This is a genomic window from Mangrovibacter phragmitis (assembly GCF_040429585.1).
In the GTDB taxonomy this organism is placed as follows: domain Bacteria; phylum Pseudomonadota; class Gammaproteobacteria; order Enterobacterales; family Enterobacteriaceae; genus Mangrovibacter; species Mangrovibacter phragmitis.
Window position 1 is genome coordinate 694,745 of record NZ_CP134782.1, and the last position, 19,528, is coordinate 714,272.

General features: G+C 49.3%; 19 protein-coding genes, 1 tRNA gene and 2 pseudogenes. 9 read left to right on the top strand and 13 right to left on the bottom strand.

Features of this window, described 5'->3' with window-relative positions:
- Positions 1-17 precede the first annotated feature (17 nt).
- Positions 18-464, bottom strand: coding sequence for a YccF domain-containing protein (locus MPHASIOC01_RS03165; RefSeq protein ID WP_064600040.1), 447 nt, complete (start codon positions 462-464; stop codon positions 18-20).
- 122 nt (positions 465-586) lie between these two features.
- On the opposite strand from MPHASIOC01_RS03165, the gene helD reads away from it, so the two are divergent.
- Complete coding sequence (gene helD / locus MPHASIOC01_RS03170; RefSeq protein ID WP_353613909.1) at positions 587-2,641, top strand: DNA helicase IV; 2,055 nt, start codon at positions 587-589, stop codon at positions 2,639-2,641.
- Between the two features lie 3 nt (positions 2,642-2,644).
- Here helD and mgsA read toward each other — a convergent pair whose 3' ends face one another.
- Positions 2,645-3,103: a methylglyoxal synthase gene (mgsA, locus tag MPHASIOC01_RS03175; RefSeq protein ID WP_064600043.1), complete on the bottom strand. Its 459-nt coding sequence runs from the start codon at positions 3,101-3,103 to the stop codon at positions 2,645-2,647.
- 179 nt (positions 3,104-3,282) lie between these two features.
- Between mgsA and MPHASIOC01_RS03180 the strand changes: the two genes are divergently transcribed.
- Positions 3,283-3,699 carry a CoA-binding protein gene (locus tag MPHASIOC01_RS03180; RefSeq protein WP_064600044.1) on the top strand — a complete coding sequence of 139 codons (417 nt, stop codon included), beginning with the start codon at positions 3,283-3,285 and terminating at the stop codon, positions 3,697-3,699.
- 114 nt (positions 3,700-3,813) lie between these two features.
- Here the strand turns inward: MPHASIOC01_RS03180 and hspQ are convergent, their stop codons facing one another.
- A complete protein-coding gene (gene hspQ / locus MPHASIOC01_RS03185) occupies positions 3,814-4,131 on the bottom strand; it encodes a heat shock protein HspQ (protein ID WP_064600045.1) in 318 nt (105 codons plus the stop codon).
- 69 nt (positions 4,132-4,200) lie between these two features.
- Positions 4,201-5,427: a 23S rRNA (cytosine(1962)-C(5))-methyltransferase RlmI gene (rlmI, locus tag MPHASIOC01_RS03190; RefSeq protein ID WP_064600046.1), complete on the bottom strand. Its 1,227-nt coding sequence runs from the start codon at positions 5,425-5,427 to the stop codon at positions 4,201-4,203.
- 180 nt (positions 5,428-5,607) lie between these two features.
- On the opposite strand from rlmI, the gene yccX reads away from it, so the two are divergent.
- Positions 5,608-5,889 carry an acylphosphatase gene (yccX, locus tag MPHASIOC01_RS03195; protein ID WP_064600047.1) on the top strand — a complete coding sequence of 94 codons (282 nt, stop codon included), beginning with the start codon at positions 5,608-5,610 and terminating at the stop codon, positions 5,887-5,889.
- Here yccX and tusE read toward each other — a convergent pair.
- Positions 5,886-6,215, bottom strand: a complete 330-nt coding sequence (gene tusE, locus MPHASIOC01_RS03200; RefSeq protein ID WP_353613910.1) for a sulfurtransferase TusE — start codon at positions 6,213-6,215, stop codon at positions 5,886-5,888. The genes yccX and tusE overlap by 4 nt on opposite strands.
- 133 nt (positions 6,216-6,348) lie before the next feature.
- Entirely contained in the window at positions 6,349-7,008 is a 660-nt protein-coding gene (yccA, locus tag MPHASIOC01_RS03205) for an FtsH protease modulator YccA (RefSeq protein ID WP_064600051.1), read from the bottom strand.
- 386 nt (positions 7,009-7,394) lie between these two features.
- Here yccA and MPHASIOC01_RS03210 point away from each other — a divergent pair.
- Positions 7,395-7,482 (top strand) — tRNA-Ser (locus MPHASIOC01_RS03210).
- Between the two features lie 57 nt (positions 7,483-7,539).
- On the opposite strand, the gene MPHASIOC01_RS03215 is transcribed toward MPHASIOC01_RS03210, so the two are convergent.
- Positions 7,540-7,845: a class II fructose-bisphosphate aldolase gene (locus tag MPHASIOC01_RS03215; RefSeq protein ID WP_353614890.1), complete on the bottom strand. Its 306-nt coding sequence runs from the start codon at positions 7,843-7,845 to the stop codon at positions 7,540-7,542.
- 840 nt (positions 7,846-8,685) lie between these two features.
- On the opposite strand from MPHASIOC01_RS03215, the gene MPHASIOC01_RS03220 reads away from it, so the two are divergent.
- The 4 genes and pseudogenes from MPHASIOC01_RS03220 to uxaC all read left to right on the top strand — a co-directional run.
- On the top strand, positions 8,686-9,966 hold the full coding sequence (locus MPHASIOC01_RS03220) for an MFS transporter (RefSeq protein ID WP_064600096.1): 1,281 nt from the start codon (positions 8,686-8,688) through the stop codon (positions 9,964-9,966).
- A 54-nt stretch (positions 9,967-10,020) separates the two neighbouring features.
- Positions 10,021-10,440 (top strand): annotated as a pseudogene (locus MPHASIOC01_RS03225) (glucuronate isomerase); the annotation flags it as partial.
- A gap of 70 nt (positions 10,441-10,510) precedes the next feature.
- Positions 10,511-11,491, top strand: coding sequence for an IS5-like element IS5 family transposase (locus MPHASIOC01_RS03230; RefSeq protein ID WP_000019402.1), 981 nt, complete (start codon positions 10,511-10,513; stop codon positions 11,489-11,491).
- Between the two features lie 148 nt (positions 11,492-11,639).
- Positions 11,640-12,638 (top strand): annotated as a pseudogene (gene uxaC / locus MPHASIOC01_RS03235) (glucuronate isomerase); the annotation flags it as partial.
- 285 nt (positions 12,639-12,923) lie between these two features.
- Here the strand turns inward: uxaC and MPHASIOC01_RS03240 are convergent.
- The 6 genes from MPHASIOC01_RS03240 to MPHASIOC01_RS03265 form a co-directional block, all read right to left on the bottom strand.
- On the bottom strand, positions 12,924-14,246 hold the full coding sequence (locus MPHASIOC01_RS03240; RefSeq protein ID WP_064600099.1) for an ABC transporter substrate-binding protein: 1,323 nt from the start codon (positions 14,244-14,246) through the stop codon (positions 12,924-12,926).
- A complete protein-coding gene (locus tag MPHASIOC01_RS03245) occupies positions 14,239-15,315 on the bottom strand; it encodes an ABC transporter ATP-binding protein (protein ID WP_064600102.1) in 1,077 nt (358 codons plus the stop codon). Before MPHASIOC01_RS03245 ends, MPHASIOC01_RS03240 begins: the two co-directional genes overlap by 8 nt.
- On the bottom strand, positions 15,309-16,145 hold the full coding sequence (locus MPHASIOC01_RS03250; protein WP_353613911.1) for a phosphodiesterase: 837 nt from the start codon (positions 16,143-16,145) through the stop codon (positions 15,309-15,311). The genes MPHASIOC01_RS03245 and MPHASIOC01_RS03250 overlap by 7 nt, the downstream gene beginning before the upstream one ends.
- A 12-nt stretch (positions 16,146-16,157) precedes the next feature.
- Positions 16,158-17,042, bottom strand: coding sequence for a carbohydrate ABC transporter permease (locus MPHASIOC01_RS03255; RefSeq protein ID WP_353613912.1), 885 nt, complete (start codon positions 17,040-17,042; stop codon positions 16,158-16,160).
- Positions 17,032-17,904 carry a carbohydrate ABC transporter permease gene (locus MPHASIOC01_RS03260; protein WP_064600109.1) on the bottom strand — a complete coding sequence of 291 codons (873 nt, stop codon included), beginning with the start codon at positions 17,902-17,904 and terminating at the stop codon, positions 17,032-17,034. The genes MPHASIOC01_RS03255 and MPHASIOC01_RS03260 overlap by 11 nt, the downstream gene beginning before the upstream one ends.
- A 146-nt stretch (positions 17,905-18,050) precedes the next feature.
- Positions 18,051-18,278 carry a YccJ family protein gene (locus MPHASIOC01_RS03265; protein ID WP_064600111.1) on the bottom strand — a complete coding sequence of 76 codons (228 nt, stop codon included), beginning with the start codon at positions 18,276-18,278 and terminating at the stop codon, positions 18,051-18,053.
- A gap of 265 nt (positions 18,279-18,543) precedes the next feature.
- Here MPHASIOC01_RS03265 and MPHASIOC01_RS03270 point away from each other — a divergent pair, with 265 nt between their 5' ends.
- The gene (locus MPHASIOC01_RS03270; protein ID WP_064600114.1) at positions 18,544-19,470 is read left to right on the top strand and encodes a DMT family transporter; all 927 of its coding nucleotides are present in this window, start codon (positions 18,544-18,546) and stop codon (positions 19,468-19,470) included.
- Positions 19,471-19,528 lie beyond the last annotated feature (58 nt).

Consider the following 19,528-nt stretch of genomic DNA (forward strand, 5'->3'; position numbering starts at 1 on the left):
CGCAGGTATTGCCCCGTTTACTGGAAACGACCGCGGGCGTTGGCTTCCCGGGCGGCCTGGGCTACTTCAACGGAAACCACTCGGCGGCCAACAGGCCACAAGGCAATTGCTGCCAGTTTAAAATTGGCGATACCTACCGGAATGCCAATGATACTCAGGCACTGTATTATTCCGGTGCTGATATGCAGCAGGCACAACCACCAGCCGAACACCACAAACCAGAAGACATTAAGCAGCGTTCCGCCCGCATTCATTAGCTCATTTTTGCGTTCGGGGTATAACACATCAACATGCACCGCTTCATTACCAAATGGGAACAGCGAAAGACGTGTTATTTCCCAGCATGAGCGGGTTAATGGCAATGTGAAGATCAATACAATGCTCACCAGTGTTGCCAGAAACCAACTGAAGGTGGTCAGAAAGCCACCCAGAACAAAGTTAAGAATGTTTAATACTGTTCTCATAAGATCTCATAGATATGTGACATGGCGGAAAATAACCCTAATGATTGTATCGTGTTTTTACTCTGGAGCACGATTTCTCTCGCAGGTACACTGACATAACAACCAGATAATCAGGCCTGATAATGGAACTAAAAGCAACTGCACTGGGAAAACACCTGGCCCAGCACCCTTATAACCGGGTCACATTACTCAATGCTGGCGTAAATGTGGCTGGCGAGAAGCATGAATATCTTATCCCGTTTAACCAACTGATTGCTATTAACTGCAAGCGGGGCCTGGTGTGGGGCGAGCTGGAGTTTGTCCTGCCCGATAATAAAGTTGTTCGCCTGCATGGTACTGAATGGAACGAAACCCAACGTTTTTGGTATCACCTCAATGAGCGCTGGCAACAGTGGGGGGAGGAAATGAGCCAGGTTGCTGCCAGCGCGCTGGATAACCTGGTGGCCTGGTATCAGGAGGTCGCACCTGAAGATAAATGGCTCAGCCTGGATAAAGTGGAGGAAATTTGCCAGCGAACACGGCAAGTGTTGCAGGCATTACCCCTGCCAGAACAGCGTATCCCTGCCTTTGATGTGTGTCGCGATACCTGGTTAGCCTGTAAAAGCTGGCTGGACAATGCACAGGCTAAACGCCTGGCACATAACCAGCATTACACTGAAGTGATGCTGGAACGCCATGCGGATTTCTTTGCTCAGGTGGAAAGTGCGCCGTTAAATGCCTCTCAGGCACGGGCGGTGGTGAATGGCGAAAAAAATGTGCTGGTGCTGGCGGGGGCGGGCAGTGGAAAAACCTCTGTTCTGGTTGCCCGTGCCGGTTGGCTCCTTAAGTGCAATCAGGCAAGTGCAGATCAAATTTTGCTGCTGGCATTCGGTCGTAAAGCGGCAGAAGAAATGGACCAGCGTATTCAGTCCCGGCTACATACAGGCGATATTACTGCGCGGACCTTTCATTCCCTTGCTCGCTATATCATCGAGCAGGGTGGTCGCAAAGCACCGCAAATCAGTGAACTGGAGAGTAATACTGCCATGAGGCACCAGTTACTGCTTGATACATGGATAGCGCAGTGTCAGGAAAAGAAAGCACAGGCGAAAGGCTGGCGGCAGTGGCTTGAAGAGGAACTGGAGTGGAACCTGCCTGAAGGGGATTTTTGGCAGGATGAGAGTGTCACAAAACGCCTTGCGCCTCGCCTGGAGAGCTGGCTGGGGCTTATTCGTATGCATGGTGGCTCTCAGGCAGAAATGATTTCCAGTGCACCTGAAGTTATTCGGGACACTTTCCAGAAGCGTATTCGCCTGATGGCTCCATTAGTCAAAGCATGGAAAAAATCGCTGAAAGATGACAATGCGCTCGATTTCTCAGGGCTGATTCATCAGGCGGTGAATGTACTGGAAAAAGGGCGTTTTATCAGCCCGTGGAAGTATATTCTGGTTGATGAATTTCAGGATATTTCACCACAGCGCGCAGCTTTACTTGGTGCACTGCAGCAGCAAAACTCACAAACTTCCCTGTATGCCGTGGGTGATGACTGGCAGGCTATTTACCGTTTTAGTGGCGCGGCAATTGATTTAACTACTTCATTCAATGACCATTTCGGCCCGGGGGATGAGTGCGCTCTTGATACCACATACCGTTTTCATTCCCGCATTGGCGAAATTGCCAATGCCTTTATCCAGCAAAACCCACACCAGCGAGAAAAGCCGCTGAACAGTGTGCGCAAAGGGGACAAAAAAGCAGTTAACCTGCTGGAAGATACGCAACTTCATGCACTGCTCGACAAAATGAGCGGTTATGTTAAACCCGATGAAACCATTTTGCTGCTGGCCCGTTATCATTACCTGCGCCCTGATCTGCTCCAGCAGGCTGCTATACGCTGGCCCAAATTGCAGATAACTTTTATGACGGTTCATGCCAGCAAAGGGCAGGAAGCTGATTATGTGATTATTTGCGGGTTGCAGGAAGGGAAAGATGGTTTCCCGGCACCAGCGCGTGAAACCATACTTGAGCAAGGTCTGCTGCCAGCCACTGAGGAGTTTACTGATGCCGAAGAGCGGCGCTTACTCTATGTTGCAATGACCAGGGCAAGGCAAAAGGTATGGCTGCTGTATAACAAAGCGCAGCCTTCCCGTTTTGTGGATACCCTCAAAGCGCTCGGTGTGCCTGTTTTGAAAAAGCCCTGAAAATTATTTCAGGCGGTCAGCCAGGTAGCGTTGATAGTCCGGGATCTGGATATCAACCGGCTGGCTGAACTCTGGCGATTCAATAATAAAGTTTGCGGTAGAAGCATTAGTTGCGACCGGTATATTCCATACGGTGGCAAGGCGCAGTAACGCTTTAACATCCGGGTCATGTGGAACGGCATTGAGTGGATCCCAGAAAAAGATCAGCACATCAATTTTGCCTTCAGAGATCATCGCCCCGACTTGCTGGTCACCGCCCATCGGGCCACTGAGCATGGCCTGCACATTCAACCCGGTTTCTCTCTGAATCAGATTACCGGTAGTTCCTGTTGCATACAGTGTGTGTTTTTCAAGAATGGACTGATGTTTCCGGGTCCAGTTAAGAAGAAGTGTTTTACAGTGATCGTGAGCAACCAGCGCAATATGCTTGTTTGCGCTCAGTGTGCGCGTTGTGAGTTCCATAAAGAGTTTACCAACCTGATTAAAGTCCCTACAGATTACTGGATGCTGCTCCAGCTTCAATACACCAGCGCAAAAAAAGTGATGTTGTTCAACCGGCTGACAGGTTTTCCCCGATGAGTACCAGGCCAGACAGGTAATGATATAGTAAACTCATAACAGGTTATGATAAGGAAAACATGATGACAGATAATGAAATAGCACACATTCTGCAACAGGTTCACACTATTGCACTGGTGGGTGCCAGTGATAAGGCAGACAGGCCAAGTTATCGGGTCATGGCCTTTTTACTGGAACAGGGCTATCACGTTATTCCTGTTTCCCCAAAAGTGGCAGGCAAAACTCTGATGGGGCAACAGGGTTATGCATGCTTACAGGATATCCATGAGCCAGTAGATATGGTGGATGTGTTTCGTAACTCAGAAGCGGCTTATGAAGTGACACAGGACGCGATTGCAATTGGGGCGAAAACGGTGTGGATGCAACTGGGTGTAATTAATGAACAAGCTGCGGTACTGGCTAAAGATGCCGGGCTGAATGTTGTCATGGACCGTTGCCCGGCGATTGAAATTCCCCGTCTTGGGCTGAATAAGCAGTAATTACTCATGCAGCACGATTTTTAGCCAGTGTCTGGCACCAGGATAATTGCAGCTAGGGAAAAATGTGCCAGCCAGATTGAGGCCAGATAAAGGCTTATACCTGGCTAACGCAAGTTAGTTACGAAGTACGGGAGATGCCAGTCTACGCTGTATGGTGGCAGCCAGTTCATCCATTGATGGCTGCTCAGGGTGTTCATTGGCGATTTCTCCACTCAATTGCGCCTCAGCCAGGTAAGTATGAACTGGCTGACCTGCGTCATCTTCCATCACAACATGGTACCAGGGCGCTTTGCGTAGCGAATAATCTGCACCCAGCTCATCTTCTGCGGGTTCATCCAGCGAATATTCTGCATCAATATCCACTACCACACCGAGGTAACCCAGCAAGGAGTGGCGAACTTGCTGACCAATACCGAATTTGCTGGCAATCATATATACCTCCCCGGAGTCTTGCCTTTGCTATTACTACTACAGATGAGGGCAAGACCTTTCCGTTTCAAGTTACATGATGCGGCAGGCAAACCCTTTAAGGTACAGCCCTTCCGGATATGTTGCGATAACCGGGTGGTCTGCTGCCTGACGGAACTGCTCTATAAATTGTATATCACGCCCGGCATCAATGGCGGCGTCGGCAACAATTTTCTGGAATAAATCGCTGGTCATCAGCCCGGAGCATGAGAAAGTAAGCAAAACGCCGCCTGGGTTGAGCAACTGAATTGCCAGCATATTGATATCTTTGTAACCCCGGCATGCACCTGCCAGCTGGTTCTTATTTTCTACAAACTTTGGCGGATCCATGACGATAACATCGAATTTTTCCCCCTGATCACGGTATTTTCGCAGTAGCTTGAAAACATCGTCACGAACAAACTGCGCTTTACTCACATCCAGTTTATTCAGCCCGACGTTCTGACGTGCGACATCCAGCGCTTCCTGGGATGTATCCACGCTGACGACTTCTTTACAGCCACCGATTAATGCGGAAACAGCGAATCCACCGGTGTAAGAAAAACAGTTCAGCACCCGTTTATTTTCAACATAGCGCCGGGTAGCCAGCCGGCTATCGCGTTGATCCAGATAGTAGCCGGTTTTGTGGCCCTGGCGGATATCCACCAGCAATTGCATTTCATGCTCTTTAATTGGCAGCAGAGCCGGGGGCATTTCACCACGGATAAGACCCTGGGTGAGCGGCAGCCCTTCCTTTTTGCGTACGGCCACATCAGAACGTTCATATAACGAACTTTCCGGGTAACAGGTTTGTAATGCCGTAATCAGTGCTTCCCTTTGGTGTTCAGCACCTGCAGAGAGCAGCTGTAACACTAAAAAGGAACCAAATCTGTCAATGGTAATGCCCGGGAGACCGTCTGATTCACCGGCAACCAGGCGATAACTATCCAGACCATCTTTTTCTGCCAGCCAGTCCCGCCAGCATTGTGCCTGGCGTAATTTGCGAATAAAGAAATCAACGTCAATGTGTTCTTCGGCATCGAATGTCCACACGCGGGCACGGATTTGTGATGCCGGTGACAGCGCACCTCTGGCAATCCAGTTCCCCTGATGGTCTACAATATCAACAGTTTCTCCGCTACCGGCTTTCCCTTCAATACGGGAAACTGCACCAGAGAATACCCACGGGTGGCGGCGCAGAAGTGACTTTTCACGGCCTTTAGCCAGCACCAGTCGTGGCAGAGAACCAGGCAATGAAGTGGAAATTGAGTGTTTACTCATCAAGGGTTACCTTAAACGCGAGACAGCATAGAATTAATATCGGAAAGGTGCGTAGCGTAGCACATTGCGTGCCAGGCAGCATTATCGAACCGCTTACTGTCAGGTTTTGCTTCAGGGTGATACGGGAAAAGCAACTCTTGTATACTTAACACATACAGGTTTTTGCCAGGAGACGGAAAAATGGCTGCATATTGCGTAATGGCCTGGGTTCATGGTCGGGTTCAGGGGGTTGGATTTCGTTACAGCACTCAGTTTGAAGCGAAAAGATTGGGGGTGACAGGGTATGCCCGTAATCTGGATGATGGCAGCGTTGAAGTACTGGCCTGTGGGGAGCCTGAAGCAGTAGAAGCGTTAATTACCTGGTTGAAAGCGGGTGGCCCACGCACTGCCAGAGTAGAGAGCGTTCTCACCGAGCCTCATCACCCTCAGCGCGAGTGGACCAATTTTGGTATCCGCTATTAGATACATTTAACAGGCTTAGGCAAACCGGCAATTTTAGTCGCCTGTTTTGCCGGGCCTTTAGGAAACAGGCGGTAGAGGTAGCGGCTATTTCCTTTTTCTTCCCCAAAAGTTTTTGCCATTGCCTTGACCAGCATGCGAATGGCGGGTGAAGTATTAAACTCCAGGTAAAAATCGCGGACAAACATAACCACTTCCCAGTGTTCTTCACTCAGGGAAATACCTTCATTTCTCGCAATAGCATCTGCCAGCGGTTTACTCCACTGCCCGGTGTCTTTCAGGTAGCCTTCGGTGTCGGTTTCAATTTCTGTGCCGTTAAACATCAACATACTATTTTGTTCACTAAACTCGGTTATCAACTAATAACAATGGCGCTCAGTGTAGCACTTTCTTTACTGTCACCAAAAAATTGCCCCGCACAGTGGCGGGGCAATTCAGTAACAGGCATGCCGGGCAACAAAATCAGTCGCGGCTGGCAAAACCCAGAATACTCAGCAGGCTGACGAAGATGTTGTACAACGACACATACAAACTGACGGTTGCACGAATGTAGTTTGTTTCACCACCATGGATGATGTTACTGGTTTCATACAGAATAGCCCCTGAAGAAATCAGAATAAACACGGCACTGATAGCCAGGTGCAGGGCAGGCAGTTGCAGGAAAATGTTGGCGACCATACCAATCAGTACCACAACGATTCCTGCCATTAACATACCGCCCAGAAAAGACATATCTTTGCGGGTTGTCAGCACATAAGCGGAACAGCAGAAAAATACCAGCGCGGTGCCACCCAACGCCATACCAATGACATCGCCCATTCCGGCGGACAGATAAGCGTTTAAAATGGGGCCGAGGATATAACCTAAAAAGCCAGTAAACGCGAACGCAGCAATAATGCCGGTGGGTTTATTGGCCAGGCGGTAAGTCAGGAACATTAAGCCATACATACCAACCAGGGTGAGGATCAGGCCTGGAGAAGGTAAGGCAAGCACTGTACTGGCGGTTGCAGTAATAGCTGAAAACGCCAGTGTCAGGCTCAACAGGAAGTAGGTATTGCGCAGCACCTTGTGGGTACTGAGTAGCGATGAGCGTTCGCGGGTAGAGGTAACTATACGATCCATTTTTACTCTCTCTATGTATACAGGTGTCATAGCGTTCAGAATAGGTAAGGCTTTTTCACGAGAAAAGCGCGTTTACCCATCTTTACCTGTCAGAATGGGGTTTGCGGCCAGTTTGTCACTCTTATGCTTCTGGGGGCAGATGCTCACCTTGTCTGTATTAATCAACCTGACACTAACCATAAAGCAATTATTCAACCCAGACCGCGTTATACTCATCCCGCTATTTACCCTGCACGGATAATGCTTTGTTGCTGATTTTATTGCTGAATAACTAACCGAAATGCCGTATTTTCATGCAAATAACCGCGTTTTGTTGATTTTTAAAGCAAACGAACGAATTGGTGCTTTACATGACGCAAGGGGACGTTTATAGTGCGCCTCATTCCGGAAGTGTGGCCGAGCGGTTGAAGGCACCGGTCTTGAAAACCGGCGACTCGAAAGGGTCCCAGAGTTCGAATCTCTGCGCTTCCGCCATATTAAAAAAGGGGTTACCAAGAGGTAACCCCTTTTTGCTTTTGCTGCTGGAGTATGTCACTTAACCTCTTTTATGTATCTCTTGCTATGCCTCTCTAAATTTTCTTCGAATGGCAGGGCGGAAGCACCGATCATAACTGATGTGTAGCCAGTACGTATGGTACGCATCACCTGTTCCAGTATCTGCCCGAAGCCCAGATGAATAACAACAGGTACTGTTGTTTTAATAGCAAATTCACGAAGATAGTAAATAATATCATCACCGGTAAATTCATACTCATACGGATGGGCTTCAAGAATAACAGGAGAGTGAAGTTTCTCTGTCATCTTAATAACGAGCCTTGCGAATTCTGCAGAAATTATATTAAATACCCGAACGCCGAATTTATTTTACCGAGCTACAGTTGAAATATTTTTCATATTCTGTTGAAGGTTAACTCTTCGCTCTGTAGCATGCCGGGTACCTTTTATCATTACTGATGTTAGCTTACGTTATTAATATCGGTAAACTATGTATTCTTTTACACGGATAATCACTCAGAAATACTGGTTGTGAAGGGTTTTATTTCCTCCATAAATAATATCCCGTTATTTATGATGGGGATGTAGTCAGTGCATATTATAACTCGATATTAAAATAAGCACTAAGTATGTTGCCCTGTCATCCAGGTGTATCATTACCATGAGGGAGTATTTCGTCCGCGATTCTTGAGATTACCCGCTGTACTGACACTGGCAGAAAGCCCCACCGACAGAGTGCTGAAGTCAGTGAACATATAGAGATATATATTCGCTGTGTTTAAAATAATATTTATTATGCATTGTATCATCATTTTGTCTGGTCAGTGTTTTATCTATTTTCAACATGTTAACTATTACTCTCCGTGCACATTTTTTGTTGTTATTCTTTTTTTAATACAATGTTTTTATTATAATATATTGATTTTGTTTAATTTTTTGTGATTTTGAGATATTCGTCACAATTTCACCTCTAACTATCCATAAATGTTTTTAGTTGAATGCCAGATCACATATTCCGTTTCTCTCTCTTCCTTTTTGTTTCTACTTGTATGGTAGTATTCATAATATAAAGAGATCACCTGCTTTACGGTCGGTACATGAACATTCAGTGACGGCAAACTGTTTTTCCCTTTTTCCGTCATAAGCGGAAAAGTTAAACACAACTTTCGGAGTCTGATTTTGATGAAAATTAAAAACTTACGATGGTGGATGATTGGCCTCGTTTCACTGGCCACAGTTATTAATGCACTGGCTCGCAGCTCCCTTAGTGTGGCAGCACCAACACTTTTCACTGACCTGAATATCAGCGAGGAACAATATTCATGGATTCTCGGGGCATTTCAATTCGCTTACACAGTTGCCGGGCCGATATGCGGTTTCTTTATTGATGTGGTGGGGCTGAAACTGGGGTTTTTTATCTTAATTATTGCCTGGTCGCTCATTAACATGGCTCACGCCTCTTGCCATTCCTGGGGCGGACTGGCTTTCTTACGTGGCCTGATGGGGTTGAGTGAAGCCTCGGCTATCCCAGCCGGTGTGAAATGCAACTCTGAATGGTTTCCGGCTAAAGAACGTGGTATTGCCGGTGGTATTGCCAACATAGGAACTTCCATTGGCGCAATGCTGGCTCCACCTCTGGTGGTTTGGGCAATTATGACCTGGAACTGGGAAATGTCTTTTGTAATAACTGGAGGATTAGGTCTGGTGCTGGCTGTGTTATGGTGGTTTGGTTACGAATCTCCGAAAAAACACAAAGCATTAACCACAACAGAAGCACAATATATTCGCGAGGGGCAGGAGCAATATCTTGATGCCGATGATAAAAAACCTTCTGTTCTGCAAATCCTTCGCCAACGAAATTTTTGGGGTATTGCCTTACCCCGCTTCCTGGCAGATCCCGCCTGGGGGACAATTAACTTCTGGTTACCGGTATACCTGATGACTGTCCGCCATATGCCGTTAAAAGAGATAGCGATGTTTGCCTGGCTACCGTTTTTGGCAGCGGATTTTGGTGGGTTAGCCGGTGGCGTACTGAATGCATTCTTAATGAAGCACTGGAATATTTCCACAGTCAATGCGCGTCGGATTGGTTTTTCGATTGGAGCACTGATGATGCTGCCGCTGGCATTTGTTGGGTTTGTTGACAGCCCCTACGCGGCGATTGCGCTGGTTTCTGTATGCGGATTTGCCCACCAAATGTTATCCACCCAGGTCATTATCATGGCCACCGATCTTTTTAAACGAAATACCACCTCAACAGTCAGTGGCTTTGCCAGTATGGCCGGATGGAGCGGAATTTTTATCTGCACTCTGATTATGGGCGAACTGGTAAAAGTCATTGGTTATAACCCGTTTTTTATTGTTCTTAGTGTGATGGATATTATTGGCGCCATCATTCTGTGGACTTGTGTCAGAGAACACCAGGTGGCAACACCGGCATCACAGCAGGCAGCTATGGCCTGATCTTTAACTGCCCGGGACAGACTGATGCCCCGGCTGATATAAACGGGAGTGTTGATGAAACCTTTTCTGGATGAAAATTTTTTATTAGAAAATAATGCAGCTACTCGTTTGTACCATGAGTATGCATGCGACCAGCCAATTTATGACTATCATTGTCACCTGTCTCCGCAGGATATAGCTGATAATCGCCAGTTCCGGGATCTGGCTGAAATATGGCTGGAAGGTGATCACTATAAATGGCGTGTAATGCGTGCGGCTGGTGTGGATGAAAAACTCATTACCGGTAATGCCAGTGGCAAAGAAAAATACCTCGCCTGGGCAAAGGTAATACCAAAAACGTTGGGTAACCCGGTATTTCACTGGACACATCTGGAACTGAAGCGGCCATTTGGTTTATCAAATATTATCCTGTCTCAGGATACTGCTGAAGAGGTGTGGGAATACTGCCAGGCCAGGTTGATGTTACCCTCATTTAGGGAAGGTGCGAACAAGTCCCTGATATGAGATCATGTTTGTCATCTGGAGCCATGGAACAGGGTTCATCATGAGTCATCAACTTACCTTCGCCGACAGTGAATTCAGCAGTAAGCGCCGTCAGACCAGAAAAGAGATTTTCTTGTCCCGCATGGAGCAGATTCTGCCATGGCAAAACATGGTGGAAGTCATCGAGCCGTTTTACCCCAAGGCTGGTAATGGCCGGCGACCTTATCCGCTGGAAACCATGCTACGCATTCACTGCATGCAGCATTGGTACAACCTGAGCGATGGCGCGATGGAAGATGCTCTGTACGAAATCGCCTCCATGCGTCTGTTTGCCCGGTTATCCCTGGATAGCGCCCTGCCGGACCGCACCACCATCATGAATTTCCGCCACCTGCTGGAGCAGCATCAACTGGCCCGCCAATTGTTCAAGACCATCAATCGCTGGCTGGCCGAAGCAGGCGTCATGATGACTCAAGGCACCTTGGTCGATGCCACCATCATTGAGGCACCCAGCTCGACCAAGAACAAAGAGCAGCAACGCGATCCGGAGATGCATCAGACCAAGAAAGGCAATCAGTGGCACTTTGGCATGAAGGCCCACATTGGTGTCGATGCCAAGAGTGGCCTGACCCACAGCCTGGTCACCACCGCGGCCAACGAGCATGACCTCAATCAGCTGGGTAATCTGCTGCATGGAGAGGAGCAATTTGTCTCAGCCGATGCCGGCTACCAAGGGGCGCCACAGCGCGAGGAGCTGGCCGAGGTGGATGTGGACTGGCTGATCGCCGAGCGCCCCGGCAAGGTAAGAACCTTGAAACAGCATCCACGCAAGAACAAAACGGCCATCAACATCGAATACATGAAAGCCAGCATCCGGGCCAAGGTGGAGCACCCATTTCGCATCATCAAGCGACAGTTCGGCTTCGTGAAAGCCAGATACAAGGGGTTGCTGAAAAACGATAACCAACTGGCGATGTTATTCACGCTGGCCAACCTGTTTCGGGCGGACCAAATGATACGTCAGTGGGAGAGATCTCACTAAAAACTGGGGATAACGCCTTAAATGGCGAAGAAACGGTCTAAATAGGCTGATTCAAGGCATTTACGGGAGAAAAAATCGGCTCAAACATGAAGAAATGAAATGACTGAGTCAGCCGAGAAGAATTTCCCCACTTATTCGCACCTTCCTTAGTGCACAAGGTCTGATGAAACAAATGAATGTTCGTATGGTAGGTACTACAGATGATCCCCTGGATGATCTGACTCACCACCGACGTATTGCAGAAAATCCTGATTTTGATATTGAAGTACGGCCAACCTGGCGCCCTGACCCGGTTTTCAAACCTGAATTGCCGGGGTTTGCCAATTATATTGATGCACTTGGTTCATGTACCAGGATAAATATTTACAGTTTTGACGATTTAACTCAGGCATTACTGATACGACTTGAGTATTTTGCGCAGCATGGGTGTTGCAGTGCTGACCATGGTATTGAAACGGTTCGTTTTGCATCATGCCCTTCTCAAAAGGTGCTGGATGATATTTTGCAACGCCGCCTTGCGGGGGACGTTCTCAATGATACTGATGTGGCCTGCTTCAGTACTGCAGTACAAATCTGGCTGGGCCAACAGTATGCCCGGCGGGGATGGGTTATGCAGTTACATATTGGTGCACGGCGTAATAATAACCAGAGAGCTTTTCAGATGTTGGGGGCGAATAGCGGGTTTGATTCAATTGATGACAGGCCTTTCGCTGAACCACTGGCTCAGTTACTCAGTGCGCTGAATGAGCTGGATTCATTGCCCAAAACTATTCTCTACACACTAAACCCTGCATGGAATGAAGTTGTGGCAACAATGTGTGGTAATTTCCAGGGGGGAGGAATTGCCGGGAAAATGCAGTTTGGTTCCGGGTGGTGGTTTAATGACCAGCTTGATGGGATGAAGAGACAAATGGAGCAACTGGCACAGTTGGGGCTTATCAGCCAGTTTATAGGGATGTTGACAGACTCCAGAAGCTTTTTGTCCTATACGCGCCATGAGTATTTTCGTCGGTTGCTGTGTAACACTGTTGGGGGGTGGATGAACCGGGGAGAAATTCCTGCTGATTTTGCTTTAGTGGGAAGTATGATTAAGGACATATGTTATAACAATGCCCGCAGTTATTTTTCAGGCACAAAAAATCATTAAATTTCAGTGCGCGTAGTTAATTTTAAAACACCAGAACGGCGAGCTTCTCTGCTCTTCGGGTCATAGAAATCTCCTTGCATTCAGGTTAGGAGAATATTGCGCTGGTGAATGAAACGGACACCCCGGTTCGGCCATTCAGCCGGTTGAGCCGTTTATGTTGTATAGGGATTTTCGCCCGTCCGCCGAACTTTTCAGTCAGGCCGCAGCCTGGTCACGCCAGTAAAGACTCAATCAGTTGGCAGCCACGTCCTTGTGGCTGCCGGGGATTGCTGGTCAAAAATAAGATTATTTCACCGGGGCAAGCGCTGTGCTGTCTACATAGGGTTTCATGATAGTGTCAGCCTGTTCCTGAGCGGCCCGGGCGGCACTTTCCGGTGTCACTTTAGGGTCGTTAACCACAGCCGCCAACTGGTTCTCCATCGCTTTACGTACCGCCACAGTTTCGTAAGTGGCATACCATGGGTGAGCGTACTGTAACTGTTTAAGCGCAATTGCGGCTCGTGGGTCATTTGCGAGGTATGTTTTCATTTCTGGTGTGTCATAGGTTGCTTTACGTGGCGAGAAATAACCTGTAAAGCGGCTCCATTCGCCACTAATTTTCGGGCTGACCAGGTAATTCAGAAATTCCCAGGCTGCTTTTTTCTGAGCCTCGGAAATACCTTTAAAGCTGACCAGGCTGGCACCGCCAATTGGCACAGCACGTTGTTCTTTGGCTGGCAGCATGGCGACACCTAACTCAAAGTCTTTACTGTTTTCACGCATAAAACCCAGCGCACCGGTACTGAGCATCGCCATACCCAGCTTTCCGGAAAAGAATGCCGCGCTGATTTGTTTGGCATTCAGTACACCAGAGGGCATCACATGATCCTGGTAAATCAAGTTTTGCCAGAAGCGCAGGGCGCCAATGGTGGTGGGGGAGTTGTAATATACTTCACCAGGCCAGGTATCGTTAAAGTAGTTACCGCCATTGGCGCGAACTAATGCTGAGAGGATCCAGCCGCCGTAATCATCATTAGTAGAAGGGAGCATGATTCCCCATTGTCCCTGATCTTTACTGGTCAGTTTAAGCGCGTCGGCGCGTAATTCTGCCCATGTTTGAGGGGGCTGGGTAATACCGGCTTTAGCAAATAGTGTTTTGTTGTAATAAAGAATTGGTGTGGAGTTTTGGAACGGAATGGCATAAGTTTCGCCCATCACCTGGGCATTTTTCCACATGGCAGGCCAGAAATTCTGCTCCAGAAAATCATTCGCTTTCAGATTGCCATATTTCAGGATCTCGTCCATAGGCAGAATTTCTTTCTTCAGCGCCAGGTCGGTGGTGAAGTTGGCGGACATAATCACCAGCGCTGGTGGTTGCCCGGCTTTCTGAGCTGATTCTGCTTTAATTTTTGTGGTGTCGTAGTTGCCGGTAAAAATACCGCGCACTTCAACATCCTGTTGTGAATCGTTAAAGGTTTTAATGATACGGTTCATTTCCATGGTCAACTTACCGTCGACCGGAGCCGGAAACATAAAATCGATTTTTTCTTTTGCCAGTGCGCTGGCTGTGAACGCTAGGGTTAAACTGCATACCAGAGCCGGTAACCGGAAAGGCGTGGCCTTAAACATGAATAGTCTCCTGATGTAATAAATTGAGCTGTGTGTCAGCATCAAAAAAGTGCAAATCTTCAAGGGAAAAGCCGGGCTGAATAATGTCGCCGCATTCGGGAATGGTTCCCCGGTGGCGGCGGCAATAGCGCATATCCCCGAACGGGGTGGTCAGGTGAAGCAAATAGTCGGCACCCATCAGTTCTCGCTGGCGAAGGGTGGCGGCGAAGGTAAACTGGCCGGGTTGTGGGGTATCGGTAATATGTTCGGGGCGAATCCCCACCCATACCTGGCGTGCCTGCCGGGCATTTGCAGGCAGAGATATAGCCTGTTCCCCAAAGAAAACCTGGCCGCTTTCGCAGGGTAACAGCAGCAGGTTCATGGCGGGTGAGCCAATAAACCCGGCAACAAAGACATTGGCAGGATGGTGGTAAATGTCGGCGGGGCGGCCGGTTTGCTGAATCACGCCATCTTTCATAACCACTATCCTGTCCGCCATTGACATAGCCTCGGTCTGGTCGTGGGTCACATAAATGGTGCTGATACACAGCTTCTGGTGCAACGCCATAATGCTGTCGCGCACCTCGGTACGCAATTGCGCATCCAGGTTGGAAAGCGGTTCATCCATTAAGAACAACTTCGGATCGCGGACAATCGCCCGCGCCATCGCAACACGCTGGCGTTGCCCACCAGAAAGTTTGCCCGGTTTACTGTCTAACAAGGGTTCCAGGTGTAACATTTGTGCGGCTTTTTCCAGGCGTGTTTGCCACCCGGATTTTGCCTCTTTGCGTACCTTCATTCCGAAGGTGATGTTGTCCCGTACCGATAAATGCGGAAACAGCGCATAGTTCTGGAAAATCATGGCAAAGTTGCGCTCCCCGGCTGGTAACGCATTGATTTGCTCGTCATCCAGCCAGATTTCGCCGGTGGTGGTGTCTTCCAGACCAGCAATCAGGCGCAGCAGGGTACTTTTCCCGCATCCCGATGGCCCAACCAGTACCACAAACTCACCGTCATGAATATCCAGCGCCAGTGGGTGCAGTGCGGTTTTCCCGTCAAAAGTTTTACTCAGATTGCGCAACTTCAGCATGGCGATGACGGCTCCTCAGTGGGGCAACTGGCCTGCGGGTCATACAGCCACGGGCCGGCAAAGTGCGCCAGAGAGTGCTGGTAACTCACCCATTGCTCTCCCACCTGGCGGTGCATGGTGCATGCCGCGGGCGACATGTCGTAATACGGGCGGTTATCTTCATGGTGGTAGGGTACCTGGTGTACGGTGCCTGGCACGGTGGCAATAATGGCCTGGCGGTATTGCGTCATACACAAGTTATGGTTGTGCCCACAGAACACCCGAACCAGGTTGGGGTGGCGGGTAATCAGTTCCAGCAATAAATGGCCATTTTCACAGGCGATAGGGTCCATTTGCGCATTGCCCAGCGGCAAAGGCGGGTGGTGCATAAAGACTGCGGCGGGTTTATCCGGGGTGTCGCCCAGTTGCTTATCGAGCCAGTCAACTGTTTCTGGGGTTAGCCAGCCACTTGACGTACCTGTTCTGCTGGTATCAATAAACAAAAGCCGGGTGGCAAAGTGGTCAACCACATAGCGAATATTGTCCGGGTCATTTCCCAGTTGGGGGCATAACGGGCGTAAAAACTCCAGAAAATGGGCTTTATCATCGTGATTTCCCGGAATCACCAGTAACGGGTAACGCAAAGCTCCGAGCACCTGTCGGGCGACCTGGTACTCTTCCGGGCGGCCGCAATTCACTATATCACCACTGACAATTACGGCATCAGGCGCTTCGCGCAGTGCATTCAGTTGAGCCACTACATCGGCGTTGCCGGCATTCACATCAATAAAACCGTACAGTTTCTGGTTGTGGCTGCGAAAATGGGTATCAGAAATTTGTGCTAACAGCATAGAAACACCTCGTTATTTAATACCCGAAAAACCAAAGCTTCTCAGGAACTGCTTTTGGAACAGAATGAAGGCCAGCATTAACGGCAGGCATACCATGAGCGTACCGGCACTGATCATGCCCCATTGCCCGCCAGACTCTGCCCCCATAGCAAATGACACCAGGCCAACAGTGAGTACTTGTTTATCCGGGTCGTTGAGAATCATCAGTGGCCACAAATACTCATTCCAGTGGTAGGTGATACTGACAGTGGCAAAGGCCAGAACGGAAGGCCACGAACCCGGCAACATGACGTGATACAACACCTGCCACCAACTACAGCCTTCCATCAGTGCCGCCTCTTCAATCTCTTTCGGGATAGCCATAAAGGCCTGACGCATCACAAATACGCCGAAGGCGGAGGTGAAGTAGGGCATCATGACCCCGGTGAGTGTGTTGAGCAGGCCCAGGCTTTTCAGTGTGAGCATATTGGGCACCATCATGACGACAGGCATCACCATCAGTTGCACCAGAAACAGGGCGAACAGCGTTTGTTTGCCACGGAACTGGTGGCAGGCGAATACATAGCCTGCTGTGGTGGCGGTCACCAGTTGCACCACAAAGGTTCCACCAGCAAAAAACAGCGTGTTGGTATACAGACTGAGCCAGTTGGCGCTCTGCCAGGCATCACGGAAGTTATCCAGCGTGAGTGGCCCGCGGGGGAGCAGCGATGCCATATCGTTGCCAAATGTGGTGGCACTGAATGCTGAAGAGAGCATCCAGAGAAACGGGCTTATCCATAGCAAAGCCAGGCACAGTAACAGGATCGTTAATGTGATTGCAGGTACAGGCGTGGTGCGGGCACGCGGCAGCGCGCGAGGCCGTGTTGCCAGCGTTACCGGGGATATATCAGCGCTCATAGTGGGCTCCTTTCTCCAGCCACTTCAGGTTGAACAGCGAGAAAGCGAATAACCCCGCCAGCGTCAGGAAAGTTGCTGCTGATGCTTTACCAAGGTCATGAGTTTCCCAGGTGAGGTTCTGGATGTAATAGAGCAGTACTGTGGTGGCGTTATCCGGGCCGCCCTGAGTCATTACGGCAACGTGGTCGATTTGAGTAATGCCGTAAATCAATGCGGTGGTCAGGACAAAACTCAGGGTCGGGCGCAGCAGGGGCAGGGTCACCAGAAAGAAGCGCTGTGTGGCTGAGGCACCTTCCATGCGCGCCGCTTCATGTGTTGAGGCGGGTATTCCTTGCAGCCCGGCAAGGAAAAATAGCATGTAATACCCGGCAAACTTCCAGACACCAATCAGTGCTAATGCAAACAGTGCTGTATTGCTGCGCCCCAGCCAGTTGTTATTTTGTGGGCCAAACCATATGGACAGATAATGGTCCAGCAACCCCAGCCCCGGCATAAAAATAAACAACCATAGCGCTGCAGCGCTCACCATAGGCACAATCATCGGGAAGAAAAACGCAGTGCGCAGCCAGCGGTTAAGCCGGTGGTTCTCCCAAAGCGCAACAGCCAGTAATAACGCCAGGGCAATGCCTGGTACCACGGTCAGTACGATATACACCAGGTTATTGGTCAGTGCGCGCCAGAAAACGGGGTCTGCCAGCAGGCGGGCAAAATTATTCAGGCCAACAAAGACAGGGTTTTCGCTGGATAGCCGGGTATCAAACAGGCTGTCATAAACCGACCGCACCAGGGGAAACCAGGTAAACAGCACTAAAAAAAACAGCGATGGGGCAAGGATTAACCAAGTTTGCCAGGTTCTGCGCATAACAGCATTTGCCTTATTACCACTCTCAGAAGGCAAACAGTCTGGTAGGGAAACACTGCAACAGCATGGCGCGCAGATGACGGTTTAATGAAAGGAAATGGTAGTGCAGGCAAGGAGCAGTATCCCACTCCTTGCCGTAACAGCAATTAAACGTTTTGCCGTTCTATGGTTTGCTCTCCCCAGAACAGGGTTTGTTTATCTGTCCTGGCGAAGGCGTTAATCAGGGCTGTATCGTTGCCTTCTTCCCACATTTTCTCGGCCAGTTGTTCGTCGTAATTCACCAGTTCGAAAATCGCTTCAGCAATTTCCGGTGAGGTATTGCGCAAGGCAGCCCATTCACCAACGTGATGTAATTTACTTGCCTGGTTTGTCATAACGCCTCCTGTAACAGGGTATTTAGCCAAACATGTTTACTGTGAACCCGGTGGGTGGTTGTGGTTTTCTGTACCGCGTTCCTTTCTATTAAAGATATGTGCCATGGCGCAGAGTGCAAATATGCTGGCAGTTTTTTTGCCATAGCCATTCATTCAGGCGCTATACCAGAGATATTTTGTTCTCCCTCTTGAAGCACAGGCATACCGGGCGCACACTGGTCATCTCCTTTCCAGTTAACAGGCTTTTTTCGTTGTGCAATCCCTGATGAAATTCTCCATTAAACCCCAGGAAGCCATTCTGATGCTTATCACCATGTTCTGGGGGGGAACATTCCTTGCTGTGCAGTATGCAACGGCAGACAGCGGCCCATTTTTCTTTGTTGGGTTACGTTTTGCTGCGGCGGCTGTAGCAGTAGGCCTGCTTTCGCTTCGCTCATTGCGTGGTTTGACCATGCTGGAGTTGAAAGCCGGGGTTGCGATTGGTATTGCGATTGCTTTCGGCTACAGCCTGCAAACCTGGGGGCTGCATTTTATTCCCAGTAGTAAGTCCGCTTTTATTACCGCGATGTATGTGCCACTGGTGCCATTGTTGCAATGGGTTTGTCTGGGCAAAATGCCCGGGGTAATGGCCTGGGCAGGCATAGCACTGGCCTTTGTCGGGCTGGTATTGCTGGCCGGGCCGCAAGGCTCACTACTGGCGCCAGGCCATGGTGAAGTGATAACCCTGGTCAGTGCGCTGGCGATTGCGGCGGAAATTATCCTGATCAGTGCCTGGGCCGGAAAAGTGGATGTGAAGCGTGTAACGGTGGTGCAACTGGCTACGGCATCATTAGTGGCATTTGCCACCATGTTGCCAGCAGGGGAATCCGTACCGGTAATGACGCCCCGGCTGTGGGTAGTGGGTATTGGCCTGGGGATTTTTAGCGCCATTATTCAGGTGACCATGAACTGGGCTCAGCGCAGTGTCTCTCCCACACGGGCGACGGTTATATACACGGGTGAACCTGTCTGGGCCGGTGTCTTTGGGCGGTTTGCCGGTGAACGCCTGCCGTTGCTGGCTCTGGTCGGTGGCGTTTTCATTGTGCTGGGTGTCCTGGTGAGTGAAATGCGCCTGAAACACAGAAAAAAAGCGAAAGATGAGCCTGATGACAAACCTCATGCCCGCACTGAACGAGAGGGTGCCACTCAATAAAAAACCAGGAAAATCAATTTATTGATTTTCGGCTGCTAACTAAAAAGAAGGAAAAACC